The organism is Streptomyces sp. NPDC127119 (genome assembly GCF_042677425.1).
In the GTDB taxonomy this organism is placed as follows: Bacteria; Actinomycetota; Actinomycetes; order Streptomycetales; family Streptomycetaceae; genus Streptomyces.
The window spans coordinates 12,535-39,533 of record NZ_JBHXTO010000049.1; the positions used below are offsets into that span (position 1 = coordinate 12,535).

Sequence of the window (26,999 nt, forward strand, 5' to 3'; positions counted from 1 at the left end):
CGCTGGGCCGGTGGACTTCTTCCGTCACCGGCGTGCTTCTTTGGTCGGGCTCCCCGCCCTCGTTCTGCTGATCGCTGCCACAGGCTGCTCCTCAGCAGACGACAACGCCCCGGTCGCGGTTCCCAGTCCGGGTGCGAAGGCCGCCGAGCTGTGCCGGAACCTGGACAAGTCGTTGCCACGGAAGGTGGACGGCCTCGATCGGGAGGATCCCGAGCCCCGGTCAGCGCTGACCGCGGGCTGGGGAAGCCCGGCGATCATACTGCGCTGCGGGGTGTCGCGGCCCGCGAAGATGGTCGACCCCAAGGTGGCCGACGGGAGTGATCCCGATGCGATCGGGGGTGGCGTGAACGGGGTGGGGTGGCTGATGGAGGAGCGGGACGGTGGAGTGACCCGCTTCACCTCCGCTCAGCGGCGCGTGTACGTCGAGGTGACGGTGCCGTCGGGGCGGGACACGTCTTCTGTTCTCGTCGATCTGGCCGGGGCCATCAAGAAGTCGATCCCTTTGGGGATTGCGGATTGATGGCCACGGCCGGTTCGTTCTCCGCCGGTGCGTTGTCGGGTGCGGGTACGTCGTAGTTGGCGTTGCGCAGTTCCCCGCGCCCCTAAAAGCAAAGGCCCGGCCCTGCCCCGCCCGAAGGAGCGAAGCCGGCACCCGCGCCCCTGAAAGCAAAGCCAAAAGCCTTATCGCAGGCCCGTCGACCTGCGTAGGGCCGCCTGGATCAGGCGGTCCACCAGTTCCGGGTACGGGACTCCTGTCGCTTCCCACATCTTGGGGTACATGGAGATCGGCGTGAAGCCGGGCATCGTGTTGATCTCGTTGATCACGAACTCGCCGTCCTCCGTGAGGAAGAAGTCCGCGCGGACCAGGCCCTCGCAGGACGCGGCCTCGAAGGCCTCGACGGCCAGGCGGCGGATCTCGGCGGTCTGCTCGGGAGTCAGCGGGGCCGGCACGATGCCGGGCGTCGAGTCGATGTACTTCGCATCGAAGTCGTAGTACGCGTGCGACTGCACCGGAGGGATCTCGGCCGGTACGGACGCCCGGGGCCCGTCCTCGAACTCCAGGACCCCGCACTCGATCTCGCGACCGCGCAGCAGCGCCTCCACGAGGATCTTCGGGTCGTGGTGCTGGGCCGCCGCGATCGCCTCGTCGAGGCCGGACAGGTCCTCGACCTTGGTGATGCCGATCGACGAGCCCGCGCGCGCGGGCTTCACGAAGAGCGGCCAGCCGTGCTCCCCCGCGAAGTCGATGATCTTCTTGCGGGCCGCCGACTCGTCCTGCTCCCACTCACGGGGCCGGATCACCACGTACGGGCCGACCGGCAGCCCGAAGGAGGTGAACACCCGCTTCATGTACTCCTTGTCCTGGCCGACGGCCGAGGCGAGCACGCCCGAGCCGACGTAGGGGACACCGGAGAGCTCCAGCAGACCCTGAAGGGTGCCGTCCTCGCCGTACGGGCCGTGCAGCATCGGGAAGACGACGTCGACCTCGCCGAGCGCCTTGGGCACCGAACCCGGCTCGCTGTAGACCACTTCGCGGTCGGCGGGGTCGAGGGGCAGGATCACGCCGCCCTCGCTCGACTCGGCGAGTTCCGCGACGTCGGGCGTACGACGCTCGCTGATCGTCATGCGCTCCGGGTCGTCGGCCGTGAGCACCCAGCGGCCTTCCCTGGTGATTCCGATCGGCAGGACGTCGTACTTGGTCCGGTCGACGGCCCGCAGGACGGCTCCGGCGGTGACCATGGAGATCCCGTGTTCGGAGCTGCGCCCGCCGAAGACGACGGCCACGCGCGGCTTGCGAGGCGGCTGCTCAGGGCTCTGGGGAAGGTTCTCGGTGCTCATATCGGGTTGAGAGTACCCGGTGGCAGGACCCTGAGTCAGCGGCCGGTGGCGGGGTCGCTCAGTGCCGTTCCGGCTTGGCGCTGCGAGACATCAGTTCCTTGACGGCGACGACCGGCGGCTTGCCCTCGTGGACGATCTCGACGACGGTCTCCGTGATGGGCATGTCGACTCCGTGCCGGCGCGCCAAGTCCAGTACGGACTCACAGGACTTGACGCCCTCGGCGGTCTGCTTGGTGACCGCGATGGTCTCCTGGAGGGTCATGCCCTTGCCGAGGTTCGTACCGAAGGTGTGGTTGCGCGAGAGCGGCGAGGAACAGGTCGCCACGAGGTCGCCCAGGCCCGCGAGTCCGGCGAACGTCAGCGGGTCGGCGCCCATCCTCAGTCCGAGCCGGGTCGTCTCCGCCAACCCCCGTGTGATGAGGGACCCCTTGGCGTTGTCGCCCAGGCCCATGCCGTCCGCGATGCCGACGGCGAGGCCGATGACGTTCTTGACCGCGCCCCCGAGCTCGCAGCCCACCACGTCGGTGTTGGTGTAGGGCCGGAAGTACGGCGTGTGGCAGGCGGCCTGGAGCCGCTGGGCCACCCCTTCGTCGCTGCACGCGACCACGGCGGCGGCCGGCATCCGGGCGGCGATCTCCCGGGCCAGGTTGGGCCCGGTGACCACGGCGATCCGGTCGGCGCCGACCTTCGCGACGTCCTCGATCACCTCGCTCATCCGCATCGCGGAGCCGAGTTCGACACCCTTCATGAGGGAGACGAGGACCGTGCCGGGCGCGAGCAGCGGCGCCCATTCGGCCAGGTTCTCGCGCAGTGTCTGCGAGGGCACGGCGAGCACCGTGAAGTCGGCGCCGCGGGCGGCCTCGGCGGCGTCCGTGGTGGCCCGCAGGTTCTCCGGGAGTTCGATGCCCGGCAGGTAGTCGGGGTTCGTGCGGGTGGAGTTGACCGCTTCGGCGAGTTCGGTCCGCCGTCCCCACAGCGTCACGTCGCAGCCCGCGTCGGCGAGCACCATCCCGAAGGCGGTGCCCCACGATCCGGTCCCGAAGACGGTCGCCTTGACGGGCCTGCCGGATGTCGTCACTTGCCGTGCCCCTTTTCGTGCTCTGCCTCGGTCGTGTCCCGCGCGCCTGTTTCCCGCACGGTCTTCTCCTGCTTCTCCTGCGCGGCCGGTCCCCGGCGCGCGTTCAGCTCGTCGTGCTCGTCGTGCGCTTCCTGCTCGTCCTGTTCGCGCGTCCTGCGCCGCTGCTCGATACGCACCAGGCGCGGGTCGTACCGCGTGGCCGGCGCCTTCTCCCCGCGGATCAGCTCCAGCTGCGCGGTGATCGCGGCCATGATGACCTCGGTCGCCTCCTTCAGGAGGTCGGGGGTCATCTCCTTGTCGTAGAACCGCGAGAGGTCCACGGGCGGGCCGGCGAGCACGTGGTGCGTCTTGCGCGGGAAGAGATCGGGCTTCTTCGCGTACGGGGCCAGAAGGTGGTTGGCGCCCCACTGGGCCACCGGGATCACCGGGCACCTGGTCTGCAGCGCGACCCGCGCGGCACCCGTCTTGCCGGTCATCGGCCACAGGTCGGGGTCACGGGTGAGGGTGGCCTCGGGATAGAAGGCGACGCACTCCCCGCGCTCCACGGCGTCGATCGCGGCCCGGTAGGCGCTGAGCGCGTCGGAACTCTCGCGGTACACCGGGATCTGCCCGGTGCCCCGCATGGCCGCTCCCACGAATCCGCTCTTGAAAAGCCCGCTCTTGGCGAGGAAACGCGGAACGCGGCCGGTGTTGTACTGAAAGTGCCCGTACGCGAACGGATCGGCGTGAGAATTGTGGTTCACCGCGGTGATAAATCCGCCATCGGCAGGAATGTTCTCCATTCCACGCCAGTCCCGCTTGATCAGAACCACCAGCGGCGGTTTGACGAGGACCGCTGAGAAGCGGTACCAGAAGCCGATTCTGCGGCGGGACACGCGAACACCTTCCTCTTGGGCCTTGGGGGCCGCACAAGTGTCACCCCAGGCCGCCGGTCTGTCGAGAACACCGTACGCCCCGGTCTCGGCCCCACTCCGGTGCCCGGGGGACAATGGGCGGGACAAGGGAGGGACGAGACGCTCGTGCAATGGATCATGGTCGTACCCCTCAAAGCCCTTGCGCGGGCGAAGAGCAGGCTCTCGGACACCGCGGCCGACGGTCTGCGTCCCGGGCTCGCCCTCGCCTTCGCACAGGACACGGTGGCCGCGGCGCTGGCCTGCCCGGAAGTCGCGGATGTGGCCGTAGTCACGGGTGACGCGCTGGCCGGACGCGAGCTGGCCGCCCTGGGTGCCCGGATCGTCCCGGACGAGCCCGGGGGCGGCCTGAACGCCGCGCTGCGGCACGCGGAGGCGGTCGTACGCATCACGAACCCGCACACACCGCTGGCCGCCATGAACGCGGATCTGCCCGCTCTGCGGCCTCTCGAATTGGCCCGGGTGCTCACGGCCGCCGCCGAATTCCCCCGGGCTTTCCTCGCGGACGCCGCCGGAATCGGCACCACTCTCCTGGCCGCGTCACCGGGCCACGAATTGCTTCCCGCTTTCGGAACGGATTCCCGCGCGCGCCATCGCGCCTCGGGCGCCGCGGAACTCCTCCTGACCGCGGTGGATTCCGTACGCCAGGACGTGGACACGGGCGCGGACCTCCGAGCGGCATTGACACTGGGCACAGGCCCCCGCACGACAGCGGCCGCCCAACACCTCAAAGCAGCCTGAGCCCCGACCGAGCCCCAATAGGGGCGCGGGGCTGTGACATTTCGCGGCTCCACCGCGGAGCGCGACCAGCCCCCAGCGCCGCTCCCAAAGGGGCGCGGGGAACTGCGCGCCCAGCCCCCACCGGCCCGCAGGCACCCACCAACCCCGGACACCCCACCCCTCCCCGGCAGGGGAACCGCATACGCTTCCCCCATGCAGGCGACCGCGTACACATACGACCCAGAGACCCGCACGGGCCAGGTGTTGCTGGACGACGGCACCCCCGTCCCCTTCGACGCCCCGGCCTTCGACAAGGGCGGCCTGAGACTGCTCCGTCCGGGCCAGCGCGTACGGATCGAGGTCGAGGGCGAGGGCGAGGACAACCGCCGCATCACCCTGGTGACCCTGCAGACCTTCTGAGGCAACCCGAAGCATCCGCGAACGCCGCGGGCCGGGCTCCCCCGTGGGAGCCCGGCCCGGCGCGTTTATGCCCTGCGCCCCTGTCTACCTGCGGGCGGTGGCCTTCTTGGCGGTGGTGGTCGTACGGGCCGCCGACTTCTTGGCCGGCGCCTTCTTGGCCGCGGCCTTCTTCGCGGGGGCCTTCTTCGCCGCCGCCTTCTTCGCGGTGGTCTTCTTGGCCGCCGCCGAGGTCTTCTTCGCGGTCGCCGACGTCTTCTTGGCGGTCGCCTTCTTGGCCGTGGCGGTGGTCTTCTTCGCAGCCGCGGACGTGGTCTTCTTCGCCGCGGTCGCCTTCCGGGTCGTCGCCGCGGCCGTGGTCTTCTTCGCGGCCCCCGTCGCCTTCCTGGCGGTGGTGGCCTTCTTGGCCGCGGCCTTCTTGACCGTGGCGGAAGCGCCACCGCTCAGGCTGCCCTTGGGGGCCTTCTTGACCGCCACGTCGTTCTTGGGGAGCTTCTTCGAGCCGCTCACCAGGTCCTTGAAGCCCTGGCCCGCACGGAAGCGGGGCACGGAGGTCTTCTTGACCCGAACCCGCTCTCCGGTCTGCGGGTTGCGGGCGTAACGGGCCGGACGGTCCACCTTCTCGAAGGAACCGAAGCCGGTGACCGAGACCCGGTCCCCGCCGACAACTGCACGCACCACGGCGTCCAGTACGGCGTCGACCGCGTCAGCGGCCTGCTGACGCCCGCCGACCTTGTCGGCAATCGCTTCTACGAGCTGCGCCTTGTTCACGTCTTCCCCTTCGGAGACATTGCCAGAACGAAAGTGTTCAAGCTTTTTCGCACGTTAGGCAGATATATACCGCAAATCAAACACGAAACGGGCTAATCACCCTTGTGCCGCAACGAACTGGGGCGCTGCCCAAGTTCCTCAGCGTTCCTCTTCGGGGATTCAGCCCTCGTCGAGGTCCGTCGTGAACCGCTCCAGACGCCTTGTCGCATCGGCGAGATCGTGTTTGGCCACGGCCGTAATGACCAGCAGCTTCCGGGTCAGCGCCATCCGTACGCCCTCCGGGACTTGCAGTGCGCGCACCGATGTGTGCGCTTCCTTGAGTTGGGACGCGACTGCCGCATAGAGGTCGAGTTGGCCGTCGTGTTCCATGCACAGATTGTGCCATCTGGGGCGAGTTGTCGCCTGCGCAGGGGGTAACTACCGCCTCCCGAGGACCTTCCGCGCACCTGCCCACCAGCCCCTGCCGGGGTTCGGCTACCCCAACAAGGCCCCTTGAAACAAGGGTAGTTGAGGCCAATCACAAAGGCCGGAACACCCCTTCCGGAGGCAGACACAGATGTACCCCCAACCGTCCACGATTGGGGGTACAGAGGCCTGTTGCCTGGCTGGAATCAGCCGTGCGGGTCCCGTTCCGGTCAGACCTGAACGGTCCGCGGCTTGTAGGAGGGCCGCTTGGCCTCGTAGGTGGAGATGTCCGCCTCGTTCTGGAGGGTGATGGAGATGTCGTCCAGCCCGTTCAGCAGCCGCCAGCGGGCGTTCTCGTCGAGCTCGAAGGCGGCCGTGATGCCCTCGGCGCGCACCTCACGGGCCTCCAGGTCGACCGTGATCTCGGCCTCGGGGTCCTTCTCGGTGAGCTCCCAGAGCGCGTCCACGATCTTCTGCTCCAGAACCACTGTGAGCAGGCCGTTCTTCAGAGAGTTGCCGCGGAAGATGTCCGCGAAGCGCGACGAGATCACCGTCTTGAAGCCGTAGTTCTGCAGGGCCCAGACGGCGTGCTCGCGCGAGGATCCCGTACCGAAGTCGGGGCCCGCGACCAGGACCGTGGCGCCCGCGCGCTCGGGCCGGTTGAGGATGAAGGACGAGTCCTTGCGCCAGGCCTCGAAGAGCCCGTCCTCGAAGCCGTCCCTGGTCACCTTCTTGAGCCAGTGGGCGGGGATGATCTGGTCGGTGTCCACGTTGCTGCGGCGCAGCGGGACCGCCCGGCCGGTGTGCTTGGTGAATGCTTCCATGGCTCTCAGACTCCAGCGGGCGTGCGGACGTCGGCGTCGGACAGGTCGGCGGGGGACGCCAGATGGCCCAGTACGGCCGTGGCGGCGGCGACCTGCGGCGACACCAGGTGCGTACGGCCGCCCTTGCCCTGCCTGCCCTCGAAGTTGCGGTTGGAGGTGGACGCGGAGCGCTCACCGGGGGCCAGCTGGTCGGGGTTCATGCCCAGACACATCGAGCAGCCCGCGTGCCGCCATTCGGCGCCGGCCTCCTTGAAGACCAGGTCGAGGCCCTCGGAGACGGCCTGCAGACCGACGCGCGCGGAGCCGGGGACGACCAGCATGCGTACGCCGTCGGCGACTTTGCGGCCTCCCACGATCTCCGCGGCGGCGCGCAGGTCCTCGATGCGGCCGTTGGTGCACGAACCTACGAAGACGGTGTCGACCTTGATGTCCCGCAGCGGCTGTCCGGCGGTCAACCCCATGTACTCCAGGGCCTTTTCGGCGGCGTACCGCTCCGAAGCGTCTTCGTACGAAGCAGGATCGGGGACGGCGGCCGAAAGCGGTGCTCCCTGGCCGGGGTTGGTGCCCCAGGTGACGAACGGCGCGAGGGAGGCGGCGTCGATGACGACCTCCGCGTCGAATTCGGCGTCGTCGTCCGACTTCAGGGTCTTCCAGTACGCGACGGCGGCGTCCCAGTCCTCGCCCTCGGGGGCGTGGGCGCGGCCCTCGATGTACGCGAAGGTGGTCTCGTCGGGGGCGATCATGCCCGCGCGGGCGCCGGCCTCGATCGACATGTTGCAGATGGTCATGCGGGCCTCCATCGAGAGTTTCTCGATGGCGGAGCCGCGGTACTCCAGGATGTAGCCCTGGCCGCCGCCCGTACCGATCTTGGTGATGATCGCCAGGATCAGGTCCTTGGCCGTGACGTCCTCGGGCAGGTCGCCGTCGACCGTGATGGCCATGGTCTTGGGGCGGGCCAGCGGCAGCGTCTGGGTGGCCAGCACGTGCTCGACCTGGGAGGTGCCGATGCCGAACGCCAGCGCGCCGAACGCGCCGTGGGTGGAGGTGTGGGAGTCACCGCACACGACCGTGGTACCGGGCTGGGTCAGGCCCAGCTGCGGGCCGACGACGTGGACGACACCCTGCTCGACGTCGCCCAGCGAGTGCAGGCGCACGCCGAAGTCGGCGCAGTTCTTGCGCAGCGTCTCCAGCTGGGCCCGGGAGACCGGGTCCGCGATGGGCTTGTCGATGTCGAGGGTGGGGGTGTTGTGGTCCTCGGTGGCGATGGTGAGGTCGAGCCGGCGCACGGGGCGCCCCGCCTGACGGAGGCCGTCGAAGGCCTGGGGGCTGGTCACCTCGTGCAGCAGGTGCAGATCGATGAAGAGAAGGTCGGGCTCGCCCTCCGCGCGCCGGACGACGTGGTCGTCCCAGACCTTCTCCGCGAGTGTCCTACCCATCGCTTTCCCTCCGGCCGGCCTGTGTGGCGCCGGCCCAACTAGAGATTTCCGAGGCGGCGGGCGCCCGTACCCCCCGTACCGGACGTCTTCCGCCAGGCCCGTCGGTCCACGGGCCGTGTACGTATCAGGGTGGCGCGTTCCACCGAAAATTGAACTTGCGTTTCACAGAGTGAGACGCGAGTATCGTTTCATGGACAACAGTAGCGGCGTCGGCGTTCTGGACAAGGCAGCCCTTGTCCTGAGCGCACTGGAGTCCGGTCCGGCCACCCTCGCGGGACTGGTCGCGGCGACCGGACTGGCACGGCCCACGGCACATCGCCTCGCCGTGGCACTTGAACACCACCGGATGGTGGCACGCGACATGCAGGGCCGTTTCATTCTCGGCCCCCGGCTGGCCGAGCTGGCCGCCGCCGCGGGCGAGGACCGCCTCCTCGCGACGGCGGGCCCGGTGCTCACGCATCTGCGCGACATCACGGGCGAGAGCGCGCAGCTCTACCGCCGCCAGGGCGACATGCGTATCTGCGTCGCCGCGGCCGAGCGACTGTCGGGCCTGCGGGACACGGTCCCGGTCGGCTCGACCCTCACGATGAAAGCCGGTTCCTCGGCCCAGATCCTGATGGCCTGGGAGGAGCCGGAGCGTCTGCACCGCGGCCTCCAGGGCGCCCGCTTCACGGCGACGGCCCTGTCGGGCGTACGGCGCCGGGGCTGGGCCCAGTCGATCGGCGAGCGGGAGCCGGGCGTCGCGTCCGTCTCCGCGCCGGTGCGCGGGCCCTCGAACCGCGTGGTCGCCGCCGTGTCGGTGTCGGGCCCGATCGAGCGGCTGACGCGCCACCCGGGCCGGATGCACGCCCAGGCGATCATCGACGCGGCCGCGCGTCTGTCCGAGGCACTGCGCCGCACCAGCTGAGTCCCACCCTGTCGACCACTCCCCCGGCCGATCGCTTCAACGCCGCAGCGAACGGCCAGGGTTGACGCCCTCACCTGTTGTCCTCGTCCGATGCCCTCAGGGCACGCAGCACGAAAGAAGCCCTCCCCGGGTGGGGAGGGCTTCCTCTGTATGTACCCCCGACCGGATTCGAACCGGCGCTACTGCCGTGAGAGGGCAGCGTGCTAGGCCGCTACACAACGGGGGCGAGGATCACAAGTGATCCAGCTGGGCTACCAGGACTCGAACCTAGAACAACGGAACCAGAAACCGTCGTGTTGCCAATTACACCATAGCCCAATAGTGGTCTAGACCACTCCGTACCCCCGACCGGATTCGAACCGGCGCTACTGCCGTGAGAGGGCAGCGTGCTAGGCCGCTACACAACGGGGGCCCTAGCGATCCTGCATGAGAGTCAGCGGGTGCGACCCGGACTGACCCCCTGGGAAGGATCTGTACCCCCGACCGGATTCGAACCGGCGCTACCGCCTTGAGAGGGCGGCGTGCTAGGCCGCTACACAACGGGGGCCTTGCAGAGCTGGTCTCTGCTTGTGCAGATAAGCTCTGCGAGCTGGCCTACCAGGACTCGAACCTAGACTAACGGAACCAGAAACCGTCGTGCTGCCAATTACACCATAGGCCACTGAAACTCAACCCCATGGGGATTTTGTTTTAGCTTGCGCCTCCGGTCTCCGGCCTTTCGGCCCGCACTCCGGCGGCGCAGGAAGAACATTACCTGAAGGTGGACGGCGCTCCAAAACGGGTATCGGGCCGGAGGATCGCGGGGAGTTCGGCCAGCGAGACGATCCGCCGCGGGTGGGAGAGCCGATCCGCGGGCGGGCCCGGTGCGGCGTCCGGAGCGGGGGGTGCGACCGCGCTCATGCCCGTGCGGTCGATCCAGACGGAGAACAGGCCGGCGTCGGCCGCGCCCCGCCCGTCGATCTCCGGATGGTCCCCGACGTACGCGACCTGGTGCGGGGGCAGGTCCAGGGCCTCGCAGGCCGTGTGGAAGGCCTCGGCCGCGGGTTTGGAGACGCCGAGTTCGGCCGCGCACAGCACCGATTCGAAGCGGTCCCGTACGCCGAGGACGCGCAGTTTGTGGTCCTGGACACGCAGGCTGGAGTTGGAGAGCACCGCGTGACGGTGGCTGCCCGCCAGGAGGTCGAGGACGGGCAGGACGTCCGGGAACAGCGCCCAGGCCCCCTCGTAGTGACCGAGATAACGGCCGAACCAGTCCTCCGCCTCCGCGTCGGTCAGCGGCCGGTCCAGGAACGCCCGCACCCGGTCCCGGCGCCCGCCCTCCCAGTCCACCTCGCCCGCCGCGAACCGCGCCCACTGCTCGTCGGTGAGCTCGCGCCAGCGGTCCAGGGCCTGCTCCACGGAAGCGAATCCGACGAGCAGCCCCTCGGCGGTCAAGTGCCCGCGCATACCGGCCCGGTCGGCCGTGGTGTAGTCGAAGAGGGTGTCGTCCACGTCCCACAGCACGGCTCGGATCGTCATGGTCCGACGGTACCTCCGGCGCCGTTCCCGGCGGACAGGGGGAAGGGGCGGCATCCCGTACGGATGCCGCCCCTTCCCCACGCGTCCGTCGTCGCCTACGCGGTCAGCTTCGCCAGGGCCGCGTCGATGCGCGCCAGCGACTTCTCCTTGCCCAGGATCTCCAGGGACTCGAAGAGGGGCAGGCCGATCGTGCGGCCGGTGACGGCGACACGGACCGGGGCCTGCGCCTTGCCCAGCTTCAGGCCGTGCGCCTCACCGGCGGCCAGTACGGCCTCCTTGAGGGCCTCGGCGGAGGTCCAGTCGGCGGACTCCAGCTTCTCGCGGGCCGTCGTGAGGAGAGCGTCGGAGCCGTCCTTCATCGCCTTCGTCCAGGACGCCTCGTCGACGGCCGGCTCCGGCAGGAACAGGAAGTCGACGTTGTCGGTGATCTCGGAGAGCACCTTCAGGCGGGTCTGGGCGTGCGGGGCGATCGCGTCCCACTTGGCCGGGTCGAAGTCCTCCGGCGCCCAGGGCGCGAAGGGGGCCTTCAGCCAGGGGGCGCAGCGCTCGGCGAACTCCTTGACGTCCAGCAGCCGGATGTGGTCCGCGTTGATGGCCTCGGCCTTCTTGAGGTCGAAGCGCGCCGGGTTGGGGTTCACGTCCGAGACGTCGAAGGCGGCGACCATCTCCTCGACGGAGAAGATGTCGCGGTCCGCCGAGAGCGACCAGCCCAGCAGGGACAGGTAGTTCAGCAGGCCCTCCGGGAGGAAGCCGCGCTCCCGGTAGAGGTTCAGCGAGGACTCGGGGTCGCGCTTGGAGAGCTTCTTGTTGCCCTCGCCCATCACATAGGGGAGGTGCCCGAAGGCCGGGGTCTCCTTGGCGATGCCCAGCTCGGTCAGCGCCTTGTAGAGGGCGATCTGTCGCGGGGTGGAGGAGAGCAGGTCCTCACCGCGCAGGACGTGGGTGATCTCCATCAGGGCGTCGTCGACCGGGTTGACCAGCGTGTAGAGCGGGGCGCCGTTGGCCCGGACGATGCCGTAGTCCGGCACGTTCTCCGGGAGGTAGGTGATCTCGCCGCGGACCAGGTCCGTGAAGGTGATCGCCTCGTCGGGCATGCGGAACCGGACGATGGGCGTGCGGCCCTCCGCCTCGTACGCGCTCTTCCGCTCGGCACTCAGGTCGCGGCAGTGGCCGTCGTAGCCGGACGGCTTGCCGGCGGCGCGGGCTGCGTCGCGACGGGCGTCCAGCTCGGGGGTCGAGCAGTAGCAGTGGTAGGCGCGGCCTGCGTCCAGGAGCTTCTGCGCGACGTCCTTGTAGAGGTCCATGCGCTGCGACTGGCGGTACGGCGCGTGGGGGCCGCCGATCTCGGGGCCCTCGTCCCAGTCGAAGCCCAGCCAGCGCAGCGAGTCCAGGAGCTGCTCGTACGACTCCTCGGAGTCGCGGGCCGCGTCGGTGTCCTCGATACGGAACACGAACGTGCCGCCGGTGTGGCGGGCGTACGCCCAGTTGAAGAGGGCCGTGCGGACCAGGCCCACATGGGGGTTGCCGGTCGGGGAGGGACAGAAACGTACTCGGACGGCGGGGTCGGATGCGCTAGCCACGCTTGACAACCTTGTTGGTGAGAGTGCCGATGCCTTCGATGGTGACGGCGACCTCGTCGCCGGCACTGAGGGGGCCGACCCCGGCGGGGGTGCCCGTGAGGATGACGTCTCCGGGGAGCAGCGTCATGGCCTCGGTGATGTTGACGATCAGATCCTCGATGGAGTGGATCATCTCGCTGGTGCGGCCCAGCTGGCGCTGTTGGCCGTTGACCGTGCACTGGATGGTGAGGTCGGACGGGTCGAGGTCCGTCTCCACCCAGGGGCCGAGCGGGCAGGAGGAGTCGAAGCCCTTGGCCCTGGCCCACTGCTTCTCGCGCCGCTGGACGTCGCGCGCGGTGACGTCGTTGGCGCAGGTGTAGCCGAGGATCACGTCCTTGACGCGTTCGCGCGGGACCTCACGGCACATCCGGCCGATGACCACGGCCAGCTCGGCCTCGTGGTGCAGTTCCTCGGTGAAGGAGGGGTACGCGATGTCGTCGCCGGAGCCGATCACCGAGGTGGAGGGCTTGAAGAAGGCGAACGGGGCGTCGGGCACCTCGCCGCCCATCTCCTTGGCGTGGTCCGCGTAGTTGCGGCCGAAGGCCACGACCTTGTTCGGGAGCACGGGCGGCAGGAGGCGGACCTTGCTCAGCGGGACCTTGGTCCCGGAGAGCTCGAAGTCGGCGAACGGGATGCCTTTGATGATGTCGAGCACGAGGCCGTCGGTCGATCCAGGAGGGCTCTCGCCCTCGACCGCACCGAACGCGACGTTGCCGTCGATGGAGAACCTGGCGATGCGCACGGTGTCCTTGCGCCCCTCACTGAGCTGGCCGGAGTCTGATGCTCCAGGCTAACGCGGCAAGGGGCGACCGCCTCGCGCATCACGGGCGGGGCCCACCGGACCGGGCCCGTCGGGGTGCGGTGACTACTCGGTGACGCCGGCCGCGACCGGGACGTCCATCAGGATCGTGCGGCGGGGGTTGGCGGTCTGCGCGGGGAGCTCGACGGCGTGCCCCTCCTGCTCCGGCGTACGCAGCTCCTCGGCGTCGTCGAGGTGCGCCAGGGTGGTGCGTCGCGGGTTGGCTATGTTGAGGAAGGTCATCGTCGTCTTCATCTGGGGTTACAGGCCCTGTTCCTTGGAGGCGCCGGCGGGTTCGGAAACCGTCGCGTAGGCGCGGGTTGTCGGATTTGCCATCCCTGTAAAGCGTCAGGCTAAACATGCGCTTCCCTGTCGAAGCCGTGAAGACGCCGTGATCGTCGTGTGAGTTTCCTCACTTACTGCCGGGCATACGGGTCAATTGGGACCCTCACCCTCAGGTCACCAAACGGGCATTCCGTCACGGAAGACATCATTCCGCTCCTGATCATGGCGACTGGGACACCCCCTGCCCGCGAAGGTCTCGTCCCTATGTGTCCGATATGGATGAGGTCACTTTCTACGTCTCGTGACGCTGCCCTCACAACGCGTCACGGAGGTCACAGCATGACCCATGGGCCTTGTTGGAGATCCGGCACTGTGCTGGAATTCCTCGGACCGCCGCAGGAACGAACCGGCGCGCAGGGGCGCAACGCAGCGCCGAGTGGCGGCGGGAAAGGGGAACCTGCGCCGGTCACTCACGACCACCACTGGGAGTGCTTTCAGGGCGCTCCCAAGACGCCGACACCGTCCCACCGTTCACGCGGAGGGGCGCCTGGTCCAGAGGTTGCGACGCTAGTGCAGGGACGTTTCAAGAGGGATGGCAGCGCTTCGGCGGAGCCGGAGCCGCAAGGCGGGACTGGCCCCAGGGCAGTCGGCTCCTCGCCCCAGCACGCCCAGAACCCGGGACCGGCGCAGGCCGGCAACAACGGTGACCGCTCCTCGCGGCCCGGTGCGCCCAAGGGCGCCCAGGGCAAGGGCGGTCCGAACGCGGCGAACGGTGCTCCCGGCACCCCGGCTCCCGCGCCGCCCAAGGCGAAGGCCCCCAGCGGCCCCGGCTCGCGAATAGCGCTGCGCAACTGGCGCATCTCCACGCGTCTGGTCTCGCTGCTCGCGCTGCCCGTGGTCGCGGCCACCTCGCTGGGCGCGCTGCGCATCAGCGACACGATGGACGAGATCCAGCAGCTCGAGAACATGAAACTGCTGACCGACATGACCAAGCAGGCGACCGAGCTCGCCGCGGCGCTCCAGACGGAGCGCGACAGGTCGGCCGGTCCGCTCGCCAACGGCACCAAGGCCAGCGACGTCACGATCAAGGGCCTCCGCGACAAGACGGACCGTGCGCGTGCCAACTTCCTCGAAGGCACCCACGAGCTCGACGACGCGGACAACAACGAGAACCTCGACGGTGTCCGCGACAACGTGGTGGCCATCGCCACCCAGCTGAACACCCTCAACAAGGTCCGCAACAACGCCTTCCAGGACGAGGACAACTCGTCCCAGTCGGTCGAGGCGTACCACCGCCTCATCGAGCAGCTGCTCGGTCTCTCCCAGGACATGGCCGAGGCGACCAGCAACCCGGAGATGATCCAGCGCACACGCGCCCTGGCGGCGTTCTCCACCGCCAAGGAGTACGCGTCCGTCCAGCGAGCGATCATCGCCGCGGCCCTGCCCGCCACGAACAAGACGTTCGGTGAACTCTCCCCGAACGACCGTCAGTACGGCCTCTCCGCCTTCGAGAACCAGAAGTTCGAACTCACGAGCTTCGCCAACATCTACGAGGGCAACGCCGACCAGCTCACCAAGCCGCTCGACGAGCCGAGCCCGACCATCAAGGACGCCGACGGTTACCTGTCGCGCGTCCTGCAGCGCAACAACGGTCTGCAGCTGCAGGCCAAGCGCTCGTACCTGGACTGGGTGGACGCCGACTCCGCCAAGATCCTGGAGATGTCGAAGATCGAGCTGACGCTCCTCAACCAGATGGAGCAGAAGGCCCGCGAGCTGCGCAACGAGGCCGAGCAGGAAGCGATCATCTCCGGTGCGCTGATCCTGCTGGTGCTCGGCGTCTCGCTGGTCGGCGCCTTCGTGGTGGCCCGCTCGATGATCCGCTCGCTGCGCCGGCTGCAGGACACCGCGACGAAGGTCGCCCAGGACCGGCTGCCCGAGCTGGTCAAGCAGCTCTCCGAGTCCGACCCGCAGGACGTCGACACGTCCGTCGAGTCGGTCGGTGTGCACTCCAAGGACGAGATCGGCCAGGTGGCCGCGGCCTTCGACGACGTGCACCGCGAGGCTGTGCGACTCGCCGCCGAGCAGGCCCTCCTGCGAGGCAACGTCAACGCGATGTTCACGAACCTCTCGCGCCGTTCCCAGGGCCTCATCCAGCGTCAGCTCTCGCTCATCTCCGAACTGGAGTCCCGCGAGGCCGACCCGGACCAGCTGTCCTCCCTGTTCAAGCTCGACCACCTCGCGACCCGCATGCGCCGTAACGGTGAGAACCTCCTGGTCCTCGCCGGTGAGGAGCCCGGCCGCCGCTGGACCCGCCCGGTCCCGCTGGTCGACGTGCTCCGCGCCGCCGCGTCCGAGGTGGAGCAGTACGAGCGCATCGAACTCTCCTCGGTGCCCACCACCGAGGTCGCCGGCCGCGTGGTCAACGACCTCGTGCACCTGCTCGCCGAGCTGCTGGAGAACGCCACGTCGTTCTCCTCCCCGCAGACCAAGGTCAAGGTCACCGGTCACGCGCTGCCCGACGGCCGCGTACTGATCGAGATCCACGACACCGGCATCGGCCTCTCGCCCGAGGACCTCGCGGCGATCAACGAGCGGCTCGCCTCGCCGCCCACCGTGGACGTCTCGGTCTCGCGCCGCATGGGTCTGTTCGTGGTCGGCCGGCTGTCGCAGAGGCACGGCATCCGCATCCAGCTCCGCCCGTCCGACTCCGGTGGTACGACCGCGCTGGTCATGCTTCCGGTGGACGTCGCCCAGGGCGGCAAGAAGGTTCCGGGCAACAAGCAGGGCCAGGGCGCTCCCACCGTCGGCGGTCCGGCGGCGGCGCAGGCCGCGGCCGGTGTCGCGGCGGCCCGCCGCGGCGGCGGTCCCGCCATCGGCCAGGGTGCGCAGGGCCAGGGCAACGGCGGCCGGCTGAACCCGCCGCCGCAGCGTGGCCAGGTCGGAGCGGGTTCCGCACCGCGGGCCGCACTGCCCAGGCCCGAGGCGGGCGGCCGTCCGGGTGGACCGGGTGCGCCGGGCGGAAACCGCAACCAGCAGTCTCCGCAGCAGCCCCCGTACCCCCCGCAGGGCAGGCCGGCACCCGCGGGCGCCGGTGCCCAGCAGAGCTTCAACGGCTTCGGGAACAACTCAGGCGGCCAGCAGGACCTGTTCGGCGGCAACCGCCAGGACACCATGGGCGGCAACCGCGGCCCCGGTTCCTCGCAGCAGTCCCAGCAGCGGTCGGCCGGCAACGGCGACCAGGGCCGTCGCCCCCAGCAGCAGTCTCCGCAGCTGCCGCCCCGCGGCGGTCCGCGCGCCGAGCTGCCGGGCGGCAACCCGCAGCCGCGGGTGCCCAGCTGGAGCGACGACAACGCGCAGCCGCCGGTGCCGCGTTCCTCGCAGGACGCCCCGCGCGGCCACGAGGAGCCGGACGTCACCTCGCAGATGCCGCGGATCGACGACCGGCAGGCCGGACCCGCGTCCACCGCCGAGTTCCAGCGGCCCGACTACGACGCCCCGCGTCCCGGCACGAACGCGCCGCAGGACAACGGACAGTTCGTCCGCACGGATGTGTTCGGTTCGCCGAACCACTCCGGTGCGGGGCACAACCCCCAGGCGGGCGGCCAGTACAACCGCCAGGACCCGGCCCAGTACGCCCCGAACGGCTACGACACCGGGACCAACGGCAACGGTCAGTACGCGGCGCCGGCCCAGCAGGACACCGGGCAGTTCCCGGCGCAGGGCTACAGCGAGGGTTACGGCGAGCGGCAGGACGGTGGCACCGGGCAGTTCGAACGGCCCGCCAACGGAAACCGCCCGTCGCAGCAGCGCCCGCAGACGCGCCGCCGCCCCGCGCTCCCCCCGGAGCCGGACAACAGGACCGCTCCCCAGCGGCCCGACGAGGTGCGGGGGCCGAACGACGGCTGGGAACTGCCGCCGGCGACGAGTCCCGGCGACGGACGTACACCGCTGTACGACACCCTGGAAACCAACTGGTTCAACCAGGCTCAGGGCGGCGACGGCGCCCAGAACGAGCAGACACCGCAGCAGCCCGCACAGGCTCCCGCGGCCCCGCAGCGTCCGGCAACCGCCGGCGCTTCCGCCTCCTCCTGGCGGACCACCCCCAATGACGAACTCGGCCGTCAGGCCGAGCGGGTACGCCAGCCCTCCGCGGGTGGCGTGACCGTCTCGGGTCTGCCGCGCCGGGTCCCCCGCGCGAACCTTGTCGCGGGAACGGCCCAGCAGCAGCAACAGCACCAAACCGGTCCGCAGGTCTCGCGTGCGCCCGATGACGTACGCGGACGGCTGACCAATCTTCGTAGGGGCATTCAGCAGGGGCGCCAGGCCGGTACCGGCCAGACCGGCAGCTTCCCCAGCCCCACTCACCAGCAGGAGCGTTAGTTGAGCCAGATGAGCCAGGCGGCACAGAACCTCAACTGGTTGATCACCAACTTCGTTGACAACACCCCCGGGGTGTCCCACACCGTCGTCGTTTCCGCCGACGGACTCCTTCTGGCAATGTCCGAGGGCTTCCCGCGCGACCGCGCCGACCAGCTCGCGGCCGTTGCCTCCGGACTCACGTCCCTGACCGCCGGCGCCTCGCGCATCTTCGAGGGCGGCACGGTGGCCCAGACGGTCGTCGAGATGGAACGGGGTTTCCTTTTCCTGATGTCCATCTCGGACGGGTCGTCCCTCGCGGTCCTCTCCCACCCGGACTGCGACATCGGCCTCGTCGGATACGAGATGGCTCTGCTTGTGGACCGTGCGGGCGCAGTGCTCACACCGGATCTGCGGGCGGAGCTCCAGGGCAGCCTGCTCCACTAGCAAGGTTCTACCGAATGTAGGAAAACCGTCCGGCCGCCCTCCCCCCACCGGCCCCGTCAGACGGCACGACTGACCGACTTGCTGTCCCGCCCGGAGGATCCATGACCCCGCCGCCCACCGCTTCTCATGATCCGTACGCTCATTCGTACGAGGACGAGGGCGACCAGCCGCTGGTACGTCCGTACGCGATGACCGGCGGCCGGACCCGGCCGCGCTACCAGCTCGCCATAGAGGCACTGATCAGCACCACGGCCGATCCGGCAGCGCTCATGGGACTGCTCCCCGAGCACCAGCGGATCTGCCACCTCTGCCGTGAAGTCAAGTCGGTGGCCGAGGTGTCGGCTCTGCTCTCCATGCCCCTGGGCGTGGCACGGATTCTTGTCGCGGACCTCGCGGAAGCCGGACTCGTCGCGATCCACCAGCCCGGTGGCGACGAGAGCAACGGCGGCGCCCCGGCCGTGACACTGCTCGAAAGGGTGCTCAGTGGACTTCGCAAGCTCTGACGGAGGGCGGGCGACCACCTCCGCGAAGATCGTTGTGGCGGGTGGTTTCGGCGTCGGCAAGACCACGTTCGTGGGTGCCGTCTCCGAGATCAACCCGCTGCGCACCGAGGCCGTGATGACGTCCGCTTCGGCCGGCATCGACGACCTCACCCACACCGGGGACAAGACCACCACCACGGTGGCCATGGACTTCGGCCGTATCACCCTGGACCAGGACCTGATCCTGTACCTCTTCGGTACACCGGGTCAGGACCGTTTCTGGTTCATGTGGGACGACCTGGTACGCGGCGCGATCGGCGCCGTCGTCCTGGTCGACACCCGCCGCCTGGCCGACTGCTTCCCCGCGGTCGACTACTTCGAGAACAGCGGACTGCCGTTCGTCATCGCCCTCAACGGCTTCGACGGACACCAGCCCTACACTCCCGAAGAGGTTCGCGAGGCTCTGCAGATCGGGCCCGACGCCCCGATCATCACGACGGACGCCCGCCATCGTTCGGACGCCAAGAGTGCTCTGATCACGCTCGTCGAGCACGCCCTGATGGCCCGCCTGCGGTAGGGCCCGCCCGGCGAATGGCGTCCTGGGAGGCTCGGCATTCAAGTAGGCAACGCCGTACGAAAGTTGTCGTAGACGCATTGGAGCCGGCTGTGTCGTTTGACACGGTCGGCCTCAGTGTTCATAACGTTTCGACAGAGATATCGAGTGGTGCCGCCACGCGACGCGGTCGTCTGATGCCGCTGTGCTCACAAAAGCCCCGTCTTTTGGCGGGGCTCGTTCTTTATGTTCCGTTTTATCTGCGGTTCACGTCACCCGGAATCTTCGGTTCCGAGTGTTTGGACGAGCACACACCGACGTGCTGGAATGCCAGAACTGCCCAGTAGTAAGGGCCGGAAGACACACGCGGCACGACGAAGGTGCCGAGCCGAGAGGTTGTTGGTCGAGTGAGGCGAAGCAAGAACGGTCCCGAGCCGTCGGCACGGGGCAACTTCACCCCGCCGCCGCGCGGAGCGGCACCCGCACATGTGCCCGGCTCGGAGCCGACGGCCGCACCGCCGCCCAGCGGCGGCCGTTTCTCTCCGCGTAACTGGCGCGTACCGACCAGACTGAATGCGATTCTGCTCATACCCGTGGTGGTCGGCCTCGTCATGGGCGGCTTCCAGGTGAAGAGCTCCATCGACACCTGGCAGCAGGCCGAGGACGCGGAGAGCACCGCGCGTCTGGTCCGTGCCGCCCTGACCTACGGCGACAAGCTCTACTCCGAGCGTGACATCACCGCCGCCCCCCTGCTCGAGGGCAAGGGCGCGAAGGACGCGACCGTCGTCAAGGCCCGCAGTGAGACGGACGCGGCGGCCCTCGCCTTCAACGAGGCCGCCAAGGACATGCCGGCCAAGGCCGGACTCGAACGCCGCCTCGGCATCTTCCGCAAGCAGGAGCCCAAGCTCGCCGCCCTGCGCGCGGCCGCGTACACCTCGAAGCTCAAGGGTGTACAGACCGAAGAGGGTTACGTCGAGATCCAGCACCCGCTGATGGAGTTCGCCAACGAACTCGGTCTGGGCACCGGAAACATCACCAGCTACGGCCGTACGGTCTACGCGATCTCCCTCTCCAAGGCCGCTCTCTCGCTCCAGCGCTCCATCGGCACCCATCTGCTGATCAAGCCGGGGCCCTCCGACGACAGCCTGGCCAAGCAGCGTGTCGCCCTCACCTCGTACGCCTACCTCGAAGGCATCGCCGTCGAGGAGTACATCGGTGGTGGTACGGAAAGCGACGCCGCCAAGCTGGAGCAGGCCAAGAAGCAGATCCAGACCGACGGCGCGGCGCAGGCCAAGGAGGCCGCGGAGGCCGCCGCCGCCCGGGGGCAGACCTATGTCCCGCCGCCGTCCGGCGAGACCGACATGGTCAGCGGTATCGGCACCCTCGCGACGACCGACGCCAGTGCCCGGGTCGCGCTCGCCGACAAGGGCATCACCGCCCAGAACTGGTGGGCGGTGAACACCGCCAAGTACAACGCGTACCGCACCATCGAGGCGGACCTCGGCGACAAGGCCGTGTCCGAGGCCTCGACCATCGCCTCCGACGCCAAGCGCGACGCCTTCATCACCGGTGCCGCCGTCGTCATCGCCCTGCTCGCCGCGTTCATCCTGGCCGGCATGGTGGCCCGCCAGATGAGCCGCTCGATGCGCCAGCTGCGCAACGCCGCCTTCGGAGTGGCCGAGCAGCGCCTGCCGATGCTGGTCGACCAGCTCTCGCGCACCGACCCGGGCCGGGTGGACACCCGTGTCCAGCCCATCCCGATCAACACCACGGACGAGATCGGCGAAGTCGCCCGCGCCTTCGACCAGGTCCACCGTGAGGCCGTACGACTGGCCGCCGAGCAGGCCCTCCTGCGCGGCAACATCAACGCGATCTTCACCAACCTGTCGCGCCGCAACCAGTCCCTGATCGAGGGCCAGCTGACCCTCATCACCGACCTGGAGAACAACGAGGCCGACCCGGACCAGCTGGAGAACCTCTTCCGCCTGGACCACCTGGCCACCCGTATGCGCCGCAACGGCGAGAACCTCCTGGTCCTCGCCGGCGAGGAGCCGGGCCGCCGCTGGGACCAGCCGGTCCCGCTGGTCGACGTACTGCGCGCCGCCTCCTCCGAGGTGGAGCAGTACGAGCGCATCGAGCTGTCGGGGGTCCCGGAGGCCGAGATCCACGGCCGCGCCGTGACCGACCTCGTGCACCTGCTCGCCGAGCTGCTGGAGAACGCCACCACGTTCTCCTCCCCGCAGACCAAGGTCCGCGTCACCGCGACCCGTCTGCCGGACGGCCGCATCATGGTCGAGATCCACGACAAGGGCATCGGCCTCACCGCCGAGGACTTCGCGGACATCAACCACAAGCTGGCCAACCCGCCGACCGTGGACGCCGCGATCTCCCAGCGCATGGGCCTCTTCGTGGTCGGCCGGCTGTCCGACCGGCACGGCATCCGCGTCCAGCTGCGCCCCTCGGGCGAGCAGGCCGGCACGACCTCGCTCGTCATGCTCCCCGACGCCATCACCCACGGTGGCGGCGGCGACTACCAGGTGCAGCGCGACGACTTCACGGTCTCGCAGATCATCCCGGAGCCCGAGCAGCCGCAGCCGCCCTTCGGCGGCGAGGAGTTCCAGAGCGTCCAGCCGGCCCTGCGCACGGCCGCCGAACTGGGCTTCGACGACAGCCGCTACAACCCCGAGGTCCCGGACGACATACGCGAGCTGGACCCGGTGGGCCGCTCGCTCATGCGTGAGGAGCGCCGCGCGGCCCTGGAGGCCCAGACGCACGGCCCCGACGGCGAGGCTCCTTCCTTCCAGGGCGAGTTCGACCCGCAGCAGGCCTACGAGAACGGTGGCCAGGGGTACGAGAACGGTCAGCCCGCGTTCGACGACACGGCGGCCGCGTACACCGAGACGCCCGCGTACACCGACGCTCCCGCCTACGACCAGCAGACGTCGTACGAGGGACAGCAGCAGACGTCGTACGACGAGACGTACTTCCCGCCGGTCCCGCAGGCCGGCGGGTACCAGGAAGGCACCTACGCGGAGCCGGGCCAGGACGAGCACCAGCCGGACCAGGCCGCCGGGCAGGACGCGTTCCCGCCCTTCCAGGAGCAGCCCTACCAGGACGACTGGCCGCAGCAGGAGACGTACCAGAACGGCTTCCCCGCCGAGTACGCTCCCCAGGCCGAGTCCGCGCAGACCGCTGAGGCGGCCGAGCAGGACAGCGTAGGCTTCGATGCTCCGGGACCGGTCCCCTCCAGCGCCCCCGAGCTCACCGACGCCGGACTTCCGCGCCGCGGAACCACCGACGCCGGACTTCCCCGCCGCGGAGCCACCGCGGTCGGCAAGCAGTCCGTGGGCCAGGAGTCACCGGCGCCCTTCGCGAACAACGACAGCAACGGCAGCGGCAGCAACGGCACCGGCGGCAAGGGCGACTGGCGGTCGAACAACGACCAGATGTGGCACCGGGCCGAAGCGCTGAAGCAGCCCAAGGCGGGCGGGGTCACCTCCTCCGGCCTGCCGCGGCGGGTGCCCAAGGCCAATCTGGTCGAGGGCACCGCGGAATCGACCCCACAGGGCGGCCCCCAGGTCTCCCGCGCTCCCGAGGACGTCCGGGGCAGGCTGAGCAACCTGCGACGCGGCGTGCAGCGGGGCCGAGATGCAACCAGTGAAACGAACGGTCAGACCACCAGGAACCAGCCCGGTGGCCCTGACAGCACCTACAACCAGGAGCGTTAGTGTGAGCCCGATGAGCCAGGCGGCACAGAACCTGAACTGGTTGATCACCAATTTCGTGGACAACACCCCCGGGGTGTCCCACACCGTGGTGGTCTCCGCCGACGGACTCCTTCTGGCGATGTCCGAAGGGTTCCCGCGTGACCGCGCCGACCAGCTGGCGGCCGTCGCGTCGGGCCTGACCTCACTGACCGCGGGCGCGTCCCGCATCTTCGAGGGCGGGAGCGTGAATCAGACGGTTGTGGAGATGGAGCGGGGATTCCTGTTCATCATGTCCATTTCCGACGGTTCCTCACTCGCCGTTCTCGCACATCCGGAAGCGGACATCGGTCTCGTTGGGTACGAGATGGCCCTTCTGGTCGACCGTGCCGGTACGGTCCTCACGCCGGATCTACGTGCCGAGCTGCAGGGGAGCCTTCTCAACTAGCAGACAAGCGATGCGTTTTGGCGTCCCGTGGCCGTAAGGTTTCGGGACGCGGCTCCACATTGACGGGCCCGGCACATTCGGAGGAGGAGAAAGTGGCAACACCCCCAGGCGGTTCGTCTTCGGGCAACTGGTCCTACGGCCCCGGCCAGGGCCAGGGCGGCGACGGTTCGCCGAACCGGTACAACTTTCCCTCCGCGCCGAGCCCCCGACGCCAGCAGCCGTACTCTCCCCAGGGTCCGGGTCCTTCTCCGTACGACCAGCCGCCGGCGCCGCGCATCCAGCCCGTGCAGCCGCAGCGGCGCTCGCCCGAACCGTCACCCGCGGGGAGTGCCAGCAATCCGCTGGTCCGCCCCTATGCGATGACGGGCGGCCGTACCAGGCCGCGATACCAGCTCGCCATCGAGGCACTGGTACACACCACAGCGCAGCCGCACCAGATGCAGGGCCAGTTGCCCGAGCATCAGCGCATCTGCAACCTCTGCCGGGAGATCAAGTCGGTGGCCGAAATCTCGGCCCTGCTGACGATCCCTCTCGGTGTGGCCAGGATCCTCGTCGCCGACTTGGCGGAAGCGGGCCTGGTCGCCATTCATCAGCCGGGCGGCGACGAGAGCGCCGGCGGCCAGCCAGCCGTGACTTTGCTCGAAAGGGTGCTCAGTGGACTTCGCAAGCTCTAGCGGAGGGCCTTCCCGCTCCACCACGTCCGCGAAGATCGTGGTGGCGGGCGGCTTCGGCGTGGGCAAGACCACGTTCGTCGGGGCCGTCTCGGAGATCAACCCGCTGCGTACCGAGGCCGTGATGACGTCCGCTTCGGCGGGCATCGACGACCTCACCCACACCGGGGACAAGACCACCACGACGGTGGCCATGGACTTCGGCCGTATCACCCTGGACCAGGACCTGATCCTGTACCTCTTCGGTACACCCGGCCAGGACCGCTTCTGGTTCATGTGGGACGACCTGGTACGCGGCGCGATCGGCGCGATCGTGCTCGTCGACACGCGCCGTCTCGCCGACTGCTTCCCCGCAGTCGACTACTTCGAGAACAGCGGACTGCCGTTCGTCATCGCCCTCAACGGCTTCGACGGCAGCCAGCCGTACAACCCGGACGAGGTCCGGGAAGCGCTCCAGATCGGCCCCGACACCCCGATCATCACGACGGATGCCCGCCACAGGGCGGACGCGAAGTCGGCACTGATCACATTGGTGGAGCATGCCTTGATGGCGCGCTTGCGGTAGGCCTGCGGCGCTCAGCCGTGACGAAGGGGCCCCTCTCTTGCCCAGAGGGGCCCCTTCGCGTGCGTTGCGGGGTGCGAGTCCGTCGTGGCTAGTCGCGCCGTTCCCCGCGCCCCCAAAGATCGCGCCGTTCCCCGCGCCCCTGAAGACAGAAGACTGCGCGGTCGGCCCCCGCCGGGCCGCAGACGGACGTGAACGTCTGAAGGGGGCCCCTCCCGGCGGGAGGGGCCCCCTTCAGACGTCAGAGCGGCGGCGCAGCAGCCTAGCCCTGCCAGGAGTGCGGCGCCCGGAAGCCCGGGGTGCGTTCCAGGCGGCGCCAGCCGGCCTTCGGGTGGCGGCGGTGGGTCGGGGCCTCGGCGGGCGCTGAGGCCGCGCGGGCCAGGAGGAGTGCCGTGACCGCGGCGAGTTCCTCGGGGCCGGCGTGGCCCTTCTCGACGCGGATATCAGGAATGTCCATGGGTGTCAGTCTCCGTGAGAGAGAGGTACGCGGGATTGCCGCGATGAATCCGCCGGGTTACTACTGCGGCGGGTTTCCGTGCTTGCGGGAGGGCAGGTCCGCGTGCTTGGTGCGCAGCATCGCGAGGGAGCGGATGAGGATCTCGCGGGTCTCGACCGGGTCGATGACGTCGTCGACCAGGCCGCGCTCGGCCGCGTAGTAGGGGTGCATCAGCTCGGCCTTGTACTCCTTGACCATGCGCACCCGCATCGCCTCGGGGTCCTCCGCGTCCGCGATCTGGCGGCGGAAGATGACGTTCGCGGCGCCCTCCGCGCCCATGACGGCGATCTCGTTGGTCGGCCAGGCGTAGGTGAGGTCGGCGCCGATGGACTGGCTGTCCATCACGATGTACGCGCCGCCGTAGGCCTTGCGCAGGATCAGGGAGATCCGCGGCACGGTCGCGTTGCAGTAGGCGTACAGCAGCTTCGCGCCGTGGCGGATGATTCCGCCGTGCTCCTGGTCGACACCGGGCAGGAAGCCCGGCACATCCAGCAGCGTGACGATCGGGATGTTAAAAGCGTCGCACATCTGGACGAAACGCGCCGCTTTTTCCGACGCCTCGATGTCCAGCACGCCCGCCAGGGCCTGCGGCTGGTTGGCGACGATGCCCACGACCTGGCCGTCGAGCCGGGCCAGGGCGCAGATGATGTTGCGGGCCCAGCGCTCGTGGATCTCCAGGAAGTCGCCGTCGTCGACGAGCTCCTCGATGACCTTGGTCATGTCGTACGGACGGCTGCCGTCCGCCGGCACGAGGTCCAGGAGGACGTCGGAGCGGCGGTCCGCCGGGTCCTCGGACTCGGTGGTCGGCGGGTTCTCGCGGTTGTTCTGGGGCAGCATCGACAGGAGGTAGCGGACCTCCGCGATGCAGGTCTCCTCGTCGTCGTACGCGAAGTGCGCGACGCCGCTCGTCTCGGCGTGCACATCGGCGCCGCCGAGGCCGTTCTGGGTGATCTCCTCGCCGGTGACCGCCTTGACGACGTCCGGGCCGGTGATGAACATCTGCGAGGTCTCGCGGACCATGAAGACGAAGTCGGTGAGGGCGGGGCTGTAGGCCGCGCCGCCCGCGCACGGGCCGAGCATCACGGAGATCTGCGGGATGACGCCGGAGGCGCGGGTGTTGCGCTGGAAGATGCCGCCGTACCCGGCGAGGGCCGAGACCCCCTCCTGGATGCGGGCGCCGGCGCCGTCGTTGAGGGAGACCAGCGGCGCTCCGGCCGCGATGGCCATGTCCATGATCTTGTGGATCTTCGTGGCGTGGGCCTCGCCCAGCGCGCCGCCGAAGATACGGAAGTCATGGGCGTAGACGAAGACCGTGCGGCCCTCGACCGTGCCCCAGCCGGTGATGACGCCGTCCGTGTAGGGCCTCTTGGCCTCCAGGCCGAAGCCGGTGGCCCGGTGCCGCCGCAGCTGCTCGACCTCGTTGAACGAGCCCTCGTCCAGCAGCAGCTCGATCCGCTCCCGGGAGGTCAGCTTGCCCTTGGCGTGCTGCGCCGCGGTCGCCTTGTCGCTGGGTCCGCGAAGAGCCTCCGCACGGATCGCCTGCAGCTCGGCCACGCGCCCACGGGCATCCGCGGGTTCGTCGGCCAAGGATTCGGTCTCGTCCAAAACGGTCATGTAGCGACCTTACGAAGTCCACCAAGGAAAGCGGGCCGTCGACTCTGTACAGTCTCCGGCCCGTTTTACTGGTAGCCCTGAACAGAACCCTGCCCGCATGCAGGCGATCCGACTGCTCAGAGGCCCTGTGGCTTGTA

25 protein-coding genes and 5 tRNA genes are annotated in these 26,999 nt (G+C 69.2%); 12 read left to right on the forward strand and 18 right to left on the reverse strand.

What is annotated here, in order from left to right; all coding sequences use genetic code 11:
* Positions 1 to 10 precede the first annotated feature (10 nt).
* Entirely contained in the window at positions 11 to 520 is a 510-nt protein-coding gene (locus tag ACFVH5_RS21605) for a DUF3515 domain-containing protein (RefSeq protein ID WP_385835243.1), read from the forward strand.
* A 161-nt stretch (positions 521 to 681) separates the two neighbouring features.
* On the opposite strand, the gene ACFVH5_RS21610 is transcribed toward ACFVH5_RS21605, so the two are convergent.
* The 3 genes from ACFVH5_RS21610 to ACFVH5_RS21620 are packed head-to-tail and all read right to left on the reverse strand — an operon-like array spanning position 682 to position 3,792.
* Positions 682 to 1,839 (reverse strand): D-alanine--D-alanine ligase family protein, encoded by a 1,158-nt coding sequence (locus tag ACFVH5_RS21610; protein WP_385835244.1) that lies wholly within the window; start codon positions 1,837 to 1,839, stop codon positions 682 to 684.
* A 58-nt stretch (positions 1,840 to 1,897) separates the two neighbouring features.
* Positions 1,898 to 2,917: an NAD(P)H-dependent glycerol-3-phosphate dehydrogenase gene (locus ACFVH5_RS21615; protein ID WP_385835245.1), complete on the reverse strand. Its 1,020-nt coding sequence runs from the start codon at positions 2,915 to 2,917 to the stop codon at positions 1,898 to 1,900.
* Positions 2,914 to 3,792, reverse strand: coding sequence for a lysophospholipid acyltransferase family protein (locus tag ACFVH5_RS21620; protein WP_385835246.1), 879 nt, complete (start codon positions 3,790 to 3,792; stop codon positions 2,914 to 2,916). Before ACFVH5_RS21620 ends, ACFVH5_RS21615 begins: the two co-directional genes overlap by 4 nt.
* Before the next feature lie 144 nt (positions 3,793 to 3,936).
* On the opposite strand from ACFVH5_RS21620, the gene cofC reads away from it, so the two are divergent.
* Both cofC and ACFVH5_RS21630 read left to right on the forward strand, forming a co-directional pair.
* Positions 3,937 to 4,569: a 2-phospho-L-lactate guanylyltransferase gene (cofC, locus tag ACFVH5_RS21625; protein ID WP_385835247.1), complete on the forward strand. Its 633-nt coding sequence runs from the start codon at positions 3,937 to 3,939 to the stop codon at positions 4,567 to 4,569.
* Positions 4,570 to 4,761: 192 nt separating this feature from the next.
* Positions 4,762 to 4,968: a hypothetical protein gene (locus ACFVH5_RS21630; protein WP_385835248.1), complete on the forward strand. Its 207-nt coding sequence runs from the start codon at positions 4,762 to 4,764 to the stop codon at positions 4,966 to 4,968.
* Positions 4,969 to 5,052: 84 nt separating this feature from the next.
* Here ACFVH5_RS21630 and ACFVH5_RS21635 read toward each other — a convergent pair whose 3' ends face one another.
* From ACFVH5_RS21635 to leuC, 4 genes are all read right to left on the reverse strand, one after another.
* Positions 5,053 to 5,736 carry an HU family DNA-binding protein gene (locus ACFVH5_RS21635; protein WP_267027429.1) on the reverse strand — a complete coding sequence of 228 codons (684 nt, stop codon included), beginning with the start codon at positions 5,734 to 5,736 and terminating at the stop codon, positions 5,053 to 5,055.
* Between the two features lie 159 nt (positions 5,737 to 5,895).
* Entirely contained in the window at positions 5,896 to 6,105 is a 210-nt protein-coding gene (locus ACFVH5_RS21640) for a hypothetical protein (RefSeq protein WP_385835249.1), read from the reverse strand.
* A gap of 266 nt (positions 6,106 to 6,371) precedes the next feature.
* Positions 6,372 to 6,965: a 3-isopropylmalate dehydratase small subunit gene (leuD, locus tag ACFVH5_RS21645; RefSeq protein ID WP_384811540.1), complete on the reverse strand. Its 594-nt coding sequence runs from the start codon at positions 6,963 to 6,965 to the stop codon at positions 6,372 to 6,374.
* Positions 6,966 to 6,970: 5 nt separating this feature from the next.
* Entirely contained in the window at positions 6,971 to 8,401 is a 1,431-nt protein-coding gene (leuC, locus tag ACFVH5_RS21650; RefSeq protein WP_384811539.1) for a 3-isopropylmalate dehydratase large subunit, read from the reverse strand.
* A gap of 190 nt (positions 8,402 to 8,591) precedes the next feature.
* Here leuC and ndgR point away from each other — a divergent pair, with 190 nt between their 5' ends.
* Positions 8,592 to 9,308 (forward strand): IclR family transcriptional regulator NdgR, encoded by a 717-nt coding sequence (ndgR, locus tag ACFVH5_RS21655; RefSeq protein WP_107021936.1) that lies wholly within the window; start codon positions 8,592 to 8,594, stop codon positions 9,306 to 9,308.
* Between the two features lie 153 nt (positions 9,309 to 9,461).
* On the opposite strand, the gene ACFVH5_RS21660 is transcribed toward ndgR, so the two are convergent.
* From ACFVH5_RS21660 to ACFVH5_RS21700, 9 genes are all read right to left on the reverse strand, one after another.
* A tRNA-Glu gene (locus ACFVH5_RS21660) sits at positions 9,462 to 9,534 on the reverse strand.
* 20 nt (positions 9,535 to 9,554) lie between these two features.
* Positions 9,555 to 9,626, reverse strand: a tRNA-Gln gene (locus tag ACFVH5_RS21665).
* Between the two features lie 21 nt (positions 9,627 to 9,647).
* A tRNA-Glu gene (locus ACFVH5_RS21670) sits at positions 9,648 to 9,720 on the reverse strand.
* Between the two features lie 62 nt (positions 9,721 to 9,782).
* Positions 9,783 to 9,855: transfer RNA gene (locus ACFVH5_RS21675), tRNA-Glu, on the reverse strand.
* Between the two features lie 42 nt (positions 9,856 to 9,897).
* Positions 9,898 to 9,969: transfer RNA gene (locus ACFVH5_RS21680), tRNA-Gln, on the reverse strand.
* An 89-nt stretch (positions 9,970 to 10,058) separates the two neighbouring features.
* Complete coding sequence (locus tag ACFVH5_RS21685) at positions 10,059 to 10,826, reverse strand: HAD family hydrolase (RefSeq protein ID WP_385835250.1); 768 nt, start codon at positions 10,824 to 10,826, stop codon at positions 10,059 to 10,061.
* A 95-nt stretch (positions 10,827 to 10,921) separates the two neighbouring features.
* On the reverse strand, positions 10,922 to 12,406 hold the full coding sequence (gene gltX / locus ACFVH5_RS21690; protein WP_385835251.1) for a glutamate--tRNA ligase: 1,485 nt from the start codon (positions 12,404 to 12,406) through the stop codon (positions 10,922 to 10,924).
* Entirely contained in the window at positions 12,399 to 13,187 is a 789-nt protein-coding gene (locus ACFVH5_RS21695) for a fumarylacetoacetate hydrolase family protein (RefSeq protein WP_384811530.1), read from the reverse strand. Before ACFVH5_RS21695 ends, gltX begins: the two co-directional genes overlap by 8 nt.
* A gap of 123 nt (positions 13,188 to 13,310) precedes the next feature.
* Positions 13,311 to 13,499: a hypothetical protein gene (locus ACFVH5_RS21700; protein WP_199855040.1), complete on the reverse strand. Its 189-nt coding sequence runs from the start codon at positions 13,497 to 13,499 to the stop codon at positions 13,311 to 13,313.
* A 600-nt stretch (positions 13,500 to 14,099) separates the two neighbouring features.
* Here ACFVH5_RS21700 and ACFVH5_RS21705 point away from each other — a divergent pair.
* From ACFVH5_RS21705 to ACFVH5_RS21740, 8 genes are all read left to right on the forward strand, one after another.
* Positions 14,100 to 17,909: a nitrate- and nitrite sensing domain-containing protein gene (locus ACFVH5_RS21705; protein WP_385835252.1), complete on the forward strand. Its 3,810-nt coding sequence runs from the start codon at positions 14,100 to 14,102 to the stop codon at positions 17,907 to 17,909.
* A 9-nt stretch (positions 17,910 to 17,918) separates the two neighbouring features.
* Positions 17,919 to 18,332 (forward strand): roadblock/LC7 domain-containing protein, encoded by a 414-nt coding sequence (locus ACFVH5_RS21710; protein WP_055520031.1) that lies wholly within the window; start codon positions 17,919 to 17,921, stop codon positions 18,330 to 18,332.
* Between the two features lie 101 nt (positions 18,333 to 18,433).
* A complete protein-coding gene (locus tag ACFVH5_RS21715; protein WP_384811524.1) occupies positions 18,434 to 18,835 on the forward strand; it encodes a DUF742 domain-containing protein in 402 nt (133 codons plus the stop codon).
* Positions 18,816 to 19,391, forward strand: a complete 576-nt coding sequence (locus ACFVH5_RS21720; protein WP_055520027.1) for an ATP/GTP-binding protein — start codon at positions 18,816 to 18,818, stop codon at positions 19,389 to 19,391. The genes ACFVH5_RS21715 and ACFVH5_RS21720 overlap by 20 nt, the downstream gene beginning before the upstream one ends.
* A gap of 383 nt (positions 19,392 to 19,774) precedes the next feature.
* Positions 19,775 to 23,095, forward strand: coding sequence for a nitrate- and nitrite sensing domain-containing protein (locus ACFVH5_RS21725; protein WP_385835253.1), 3,321 nt, complete (start codon positions 19,775 to 19,777; stop codon positions 23,093 to 23,095).
* A gap of 10 nt (positions 23,096 to 23,105) precedes the next feature.
* A complete protein-coding gene (locus ACFVH5_RS21730) occupies positions 23,106 to 23,519 on the forward strand; it encodes a roadblock/LC7 domain-containing protein (RefSeq protein ID WP_033321188.1) in 414 nt (137 codons plus the stop codon).
* A 92-nt stretch (positions 23,520 to 23,611) separates the two neighbouring features.
* Positions 23,612 to 24,193, forward strand: coding sequence for a DUF742 domain-containing protein (locus ACFVH5_RS21735; RefSeq protein ID WP_384811518.1), 582 nt, complete (start codon positions 23,612 to 23,614; stop codon positions 24,191 to 24,193).
* A complete protein-coding gene (locus ACFVH5_RS21740) occupies positions 24,174 to 24,755 on the forward strand; it encodes an ATP/GTP-binding protein (protein WP_006375305.1) in 582 nt (193 codons plus the stop codon). The genes ACFVH5_RS21735 and ACFVH5_RS21740 overlap by 20 nt, the downstream gene beginning before the upstream one ends.
* A gap of 259 nt (positions 24,756 to 25,014) precedes the next feature.
* Here ACFVH5_RS21740 and ACFVH5_RS21745 read toward each other — a convergent pair whose 3' ends face one another.
* Both ACFVH5_RS21745 and ACFVH5_RS21750 read right to left on the reverse strand, forming a co-directional pair.
* Positions 25,015 to 25,209 carry an acyl-CoA carboxylase epsilon subunit gene (locus tag ACFVH5_RS21745; RefSeq protein WP_384811515.1) on the reverse strand — a complete coding sequence of 65 codons (195 nt, stop codon included), beginning with the start codon at positions 25,207 to 25,209 and terminating at the stop codon, positions 25,015 to 25,017.
* A gap of 60 nt (positions 25,210 to 25,269) precedes the next feature.
* Positions 25,270 to 26,862, reverse strand: coding sequence for an acyl-CoA carboxylase subunit beta (locus ACFVH5_RS21750; RefSeq protein ID WP_384811513.1), 1,593 nt, complete (start codon positions 26,860 to 26,862; stop codon positions 25,270 to 25,272).
* Positions 26,863 to 26,999: the final 137 nt, after the last annotated feature.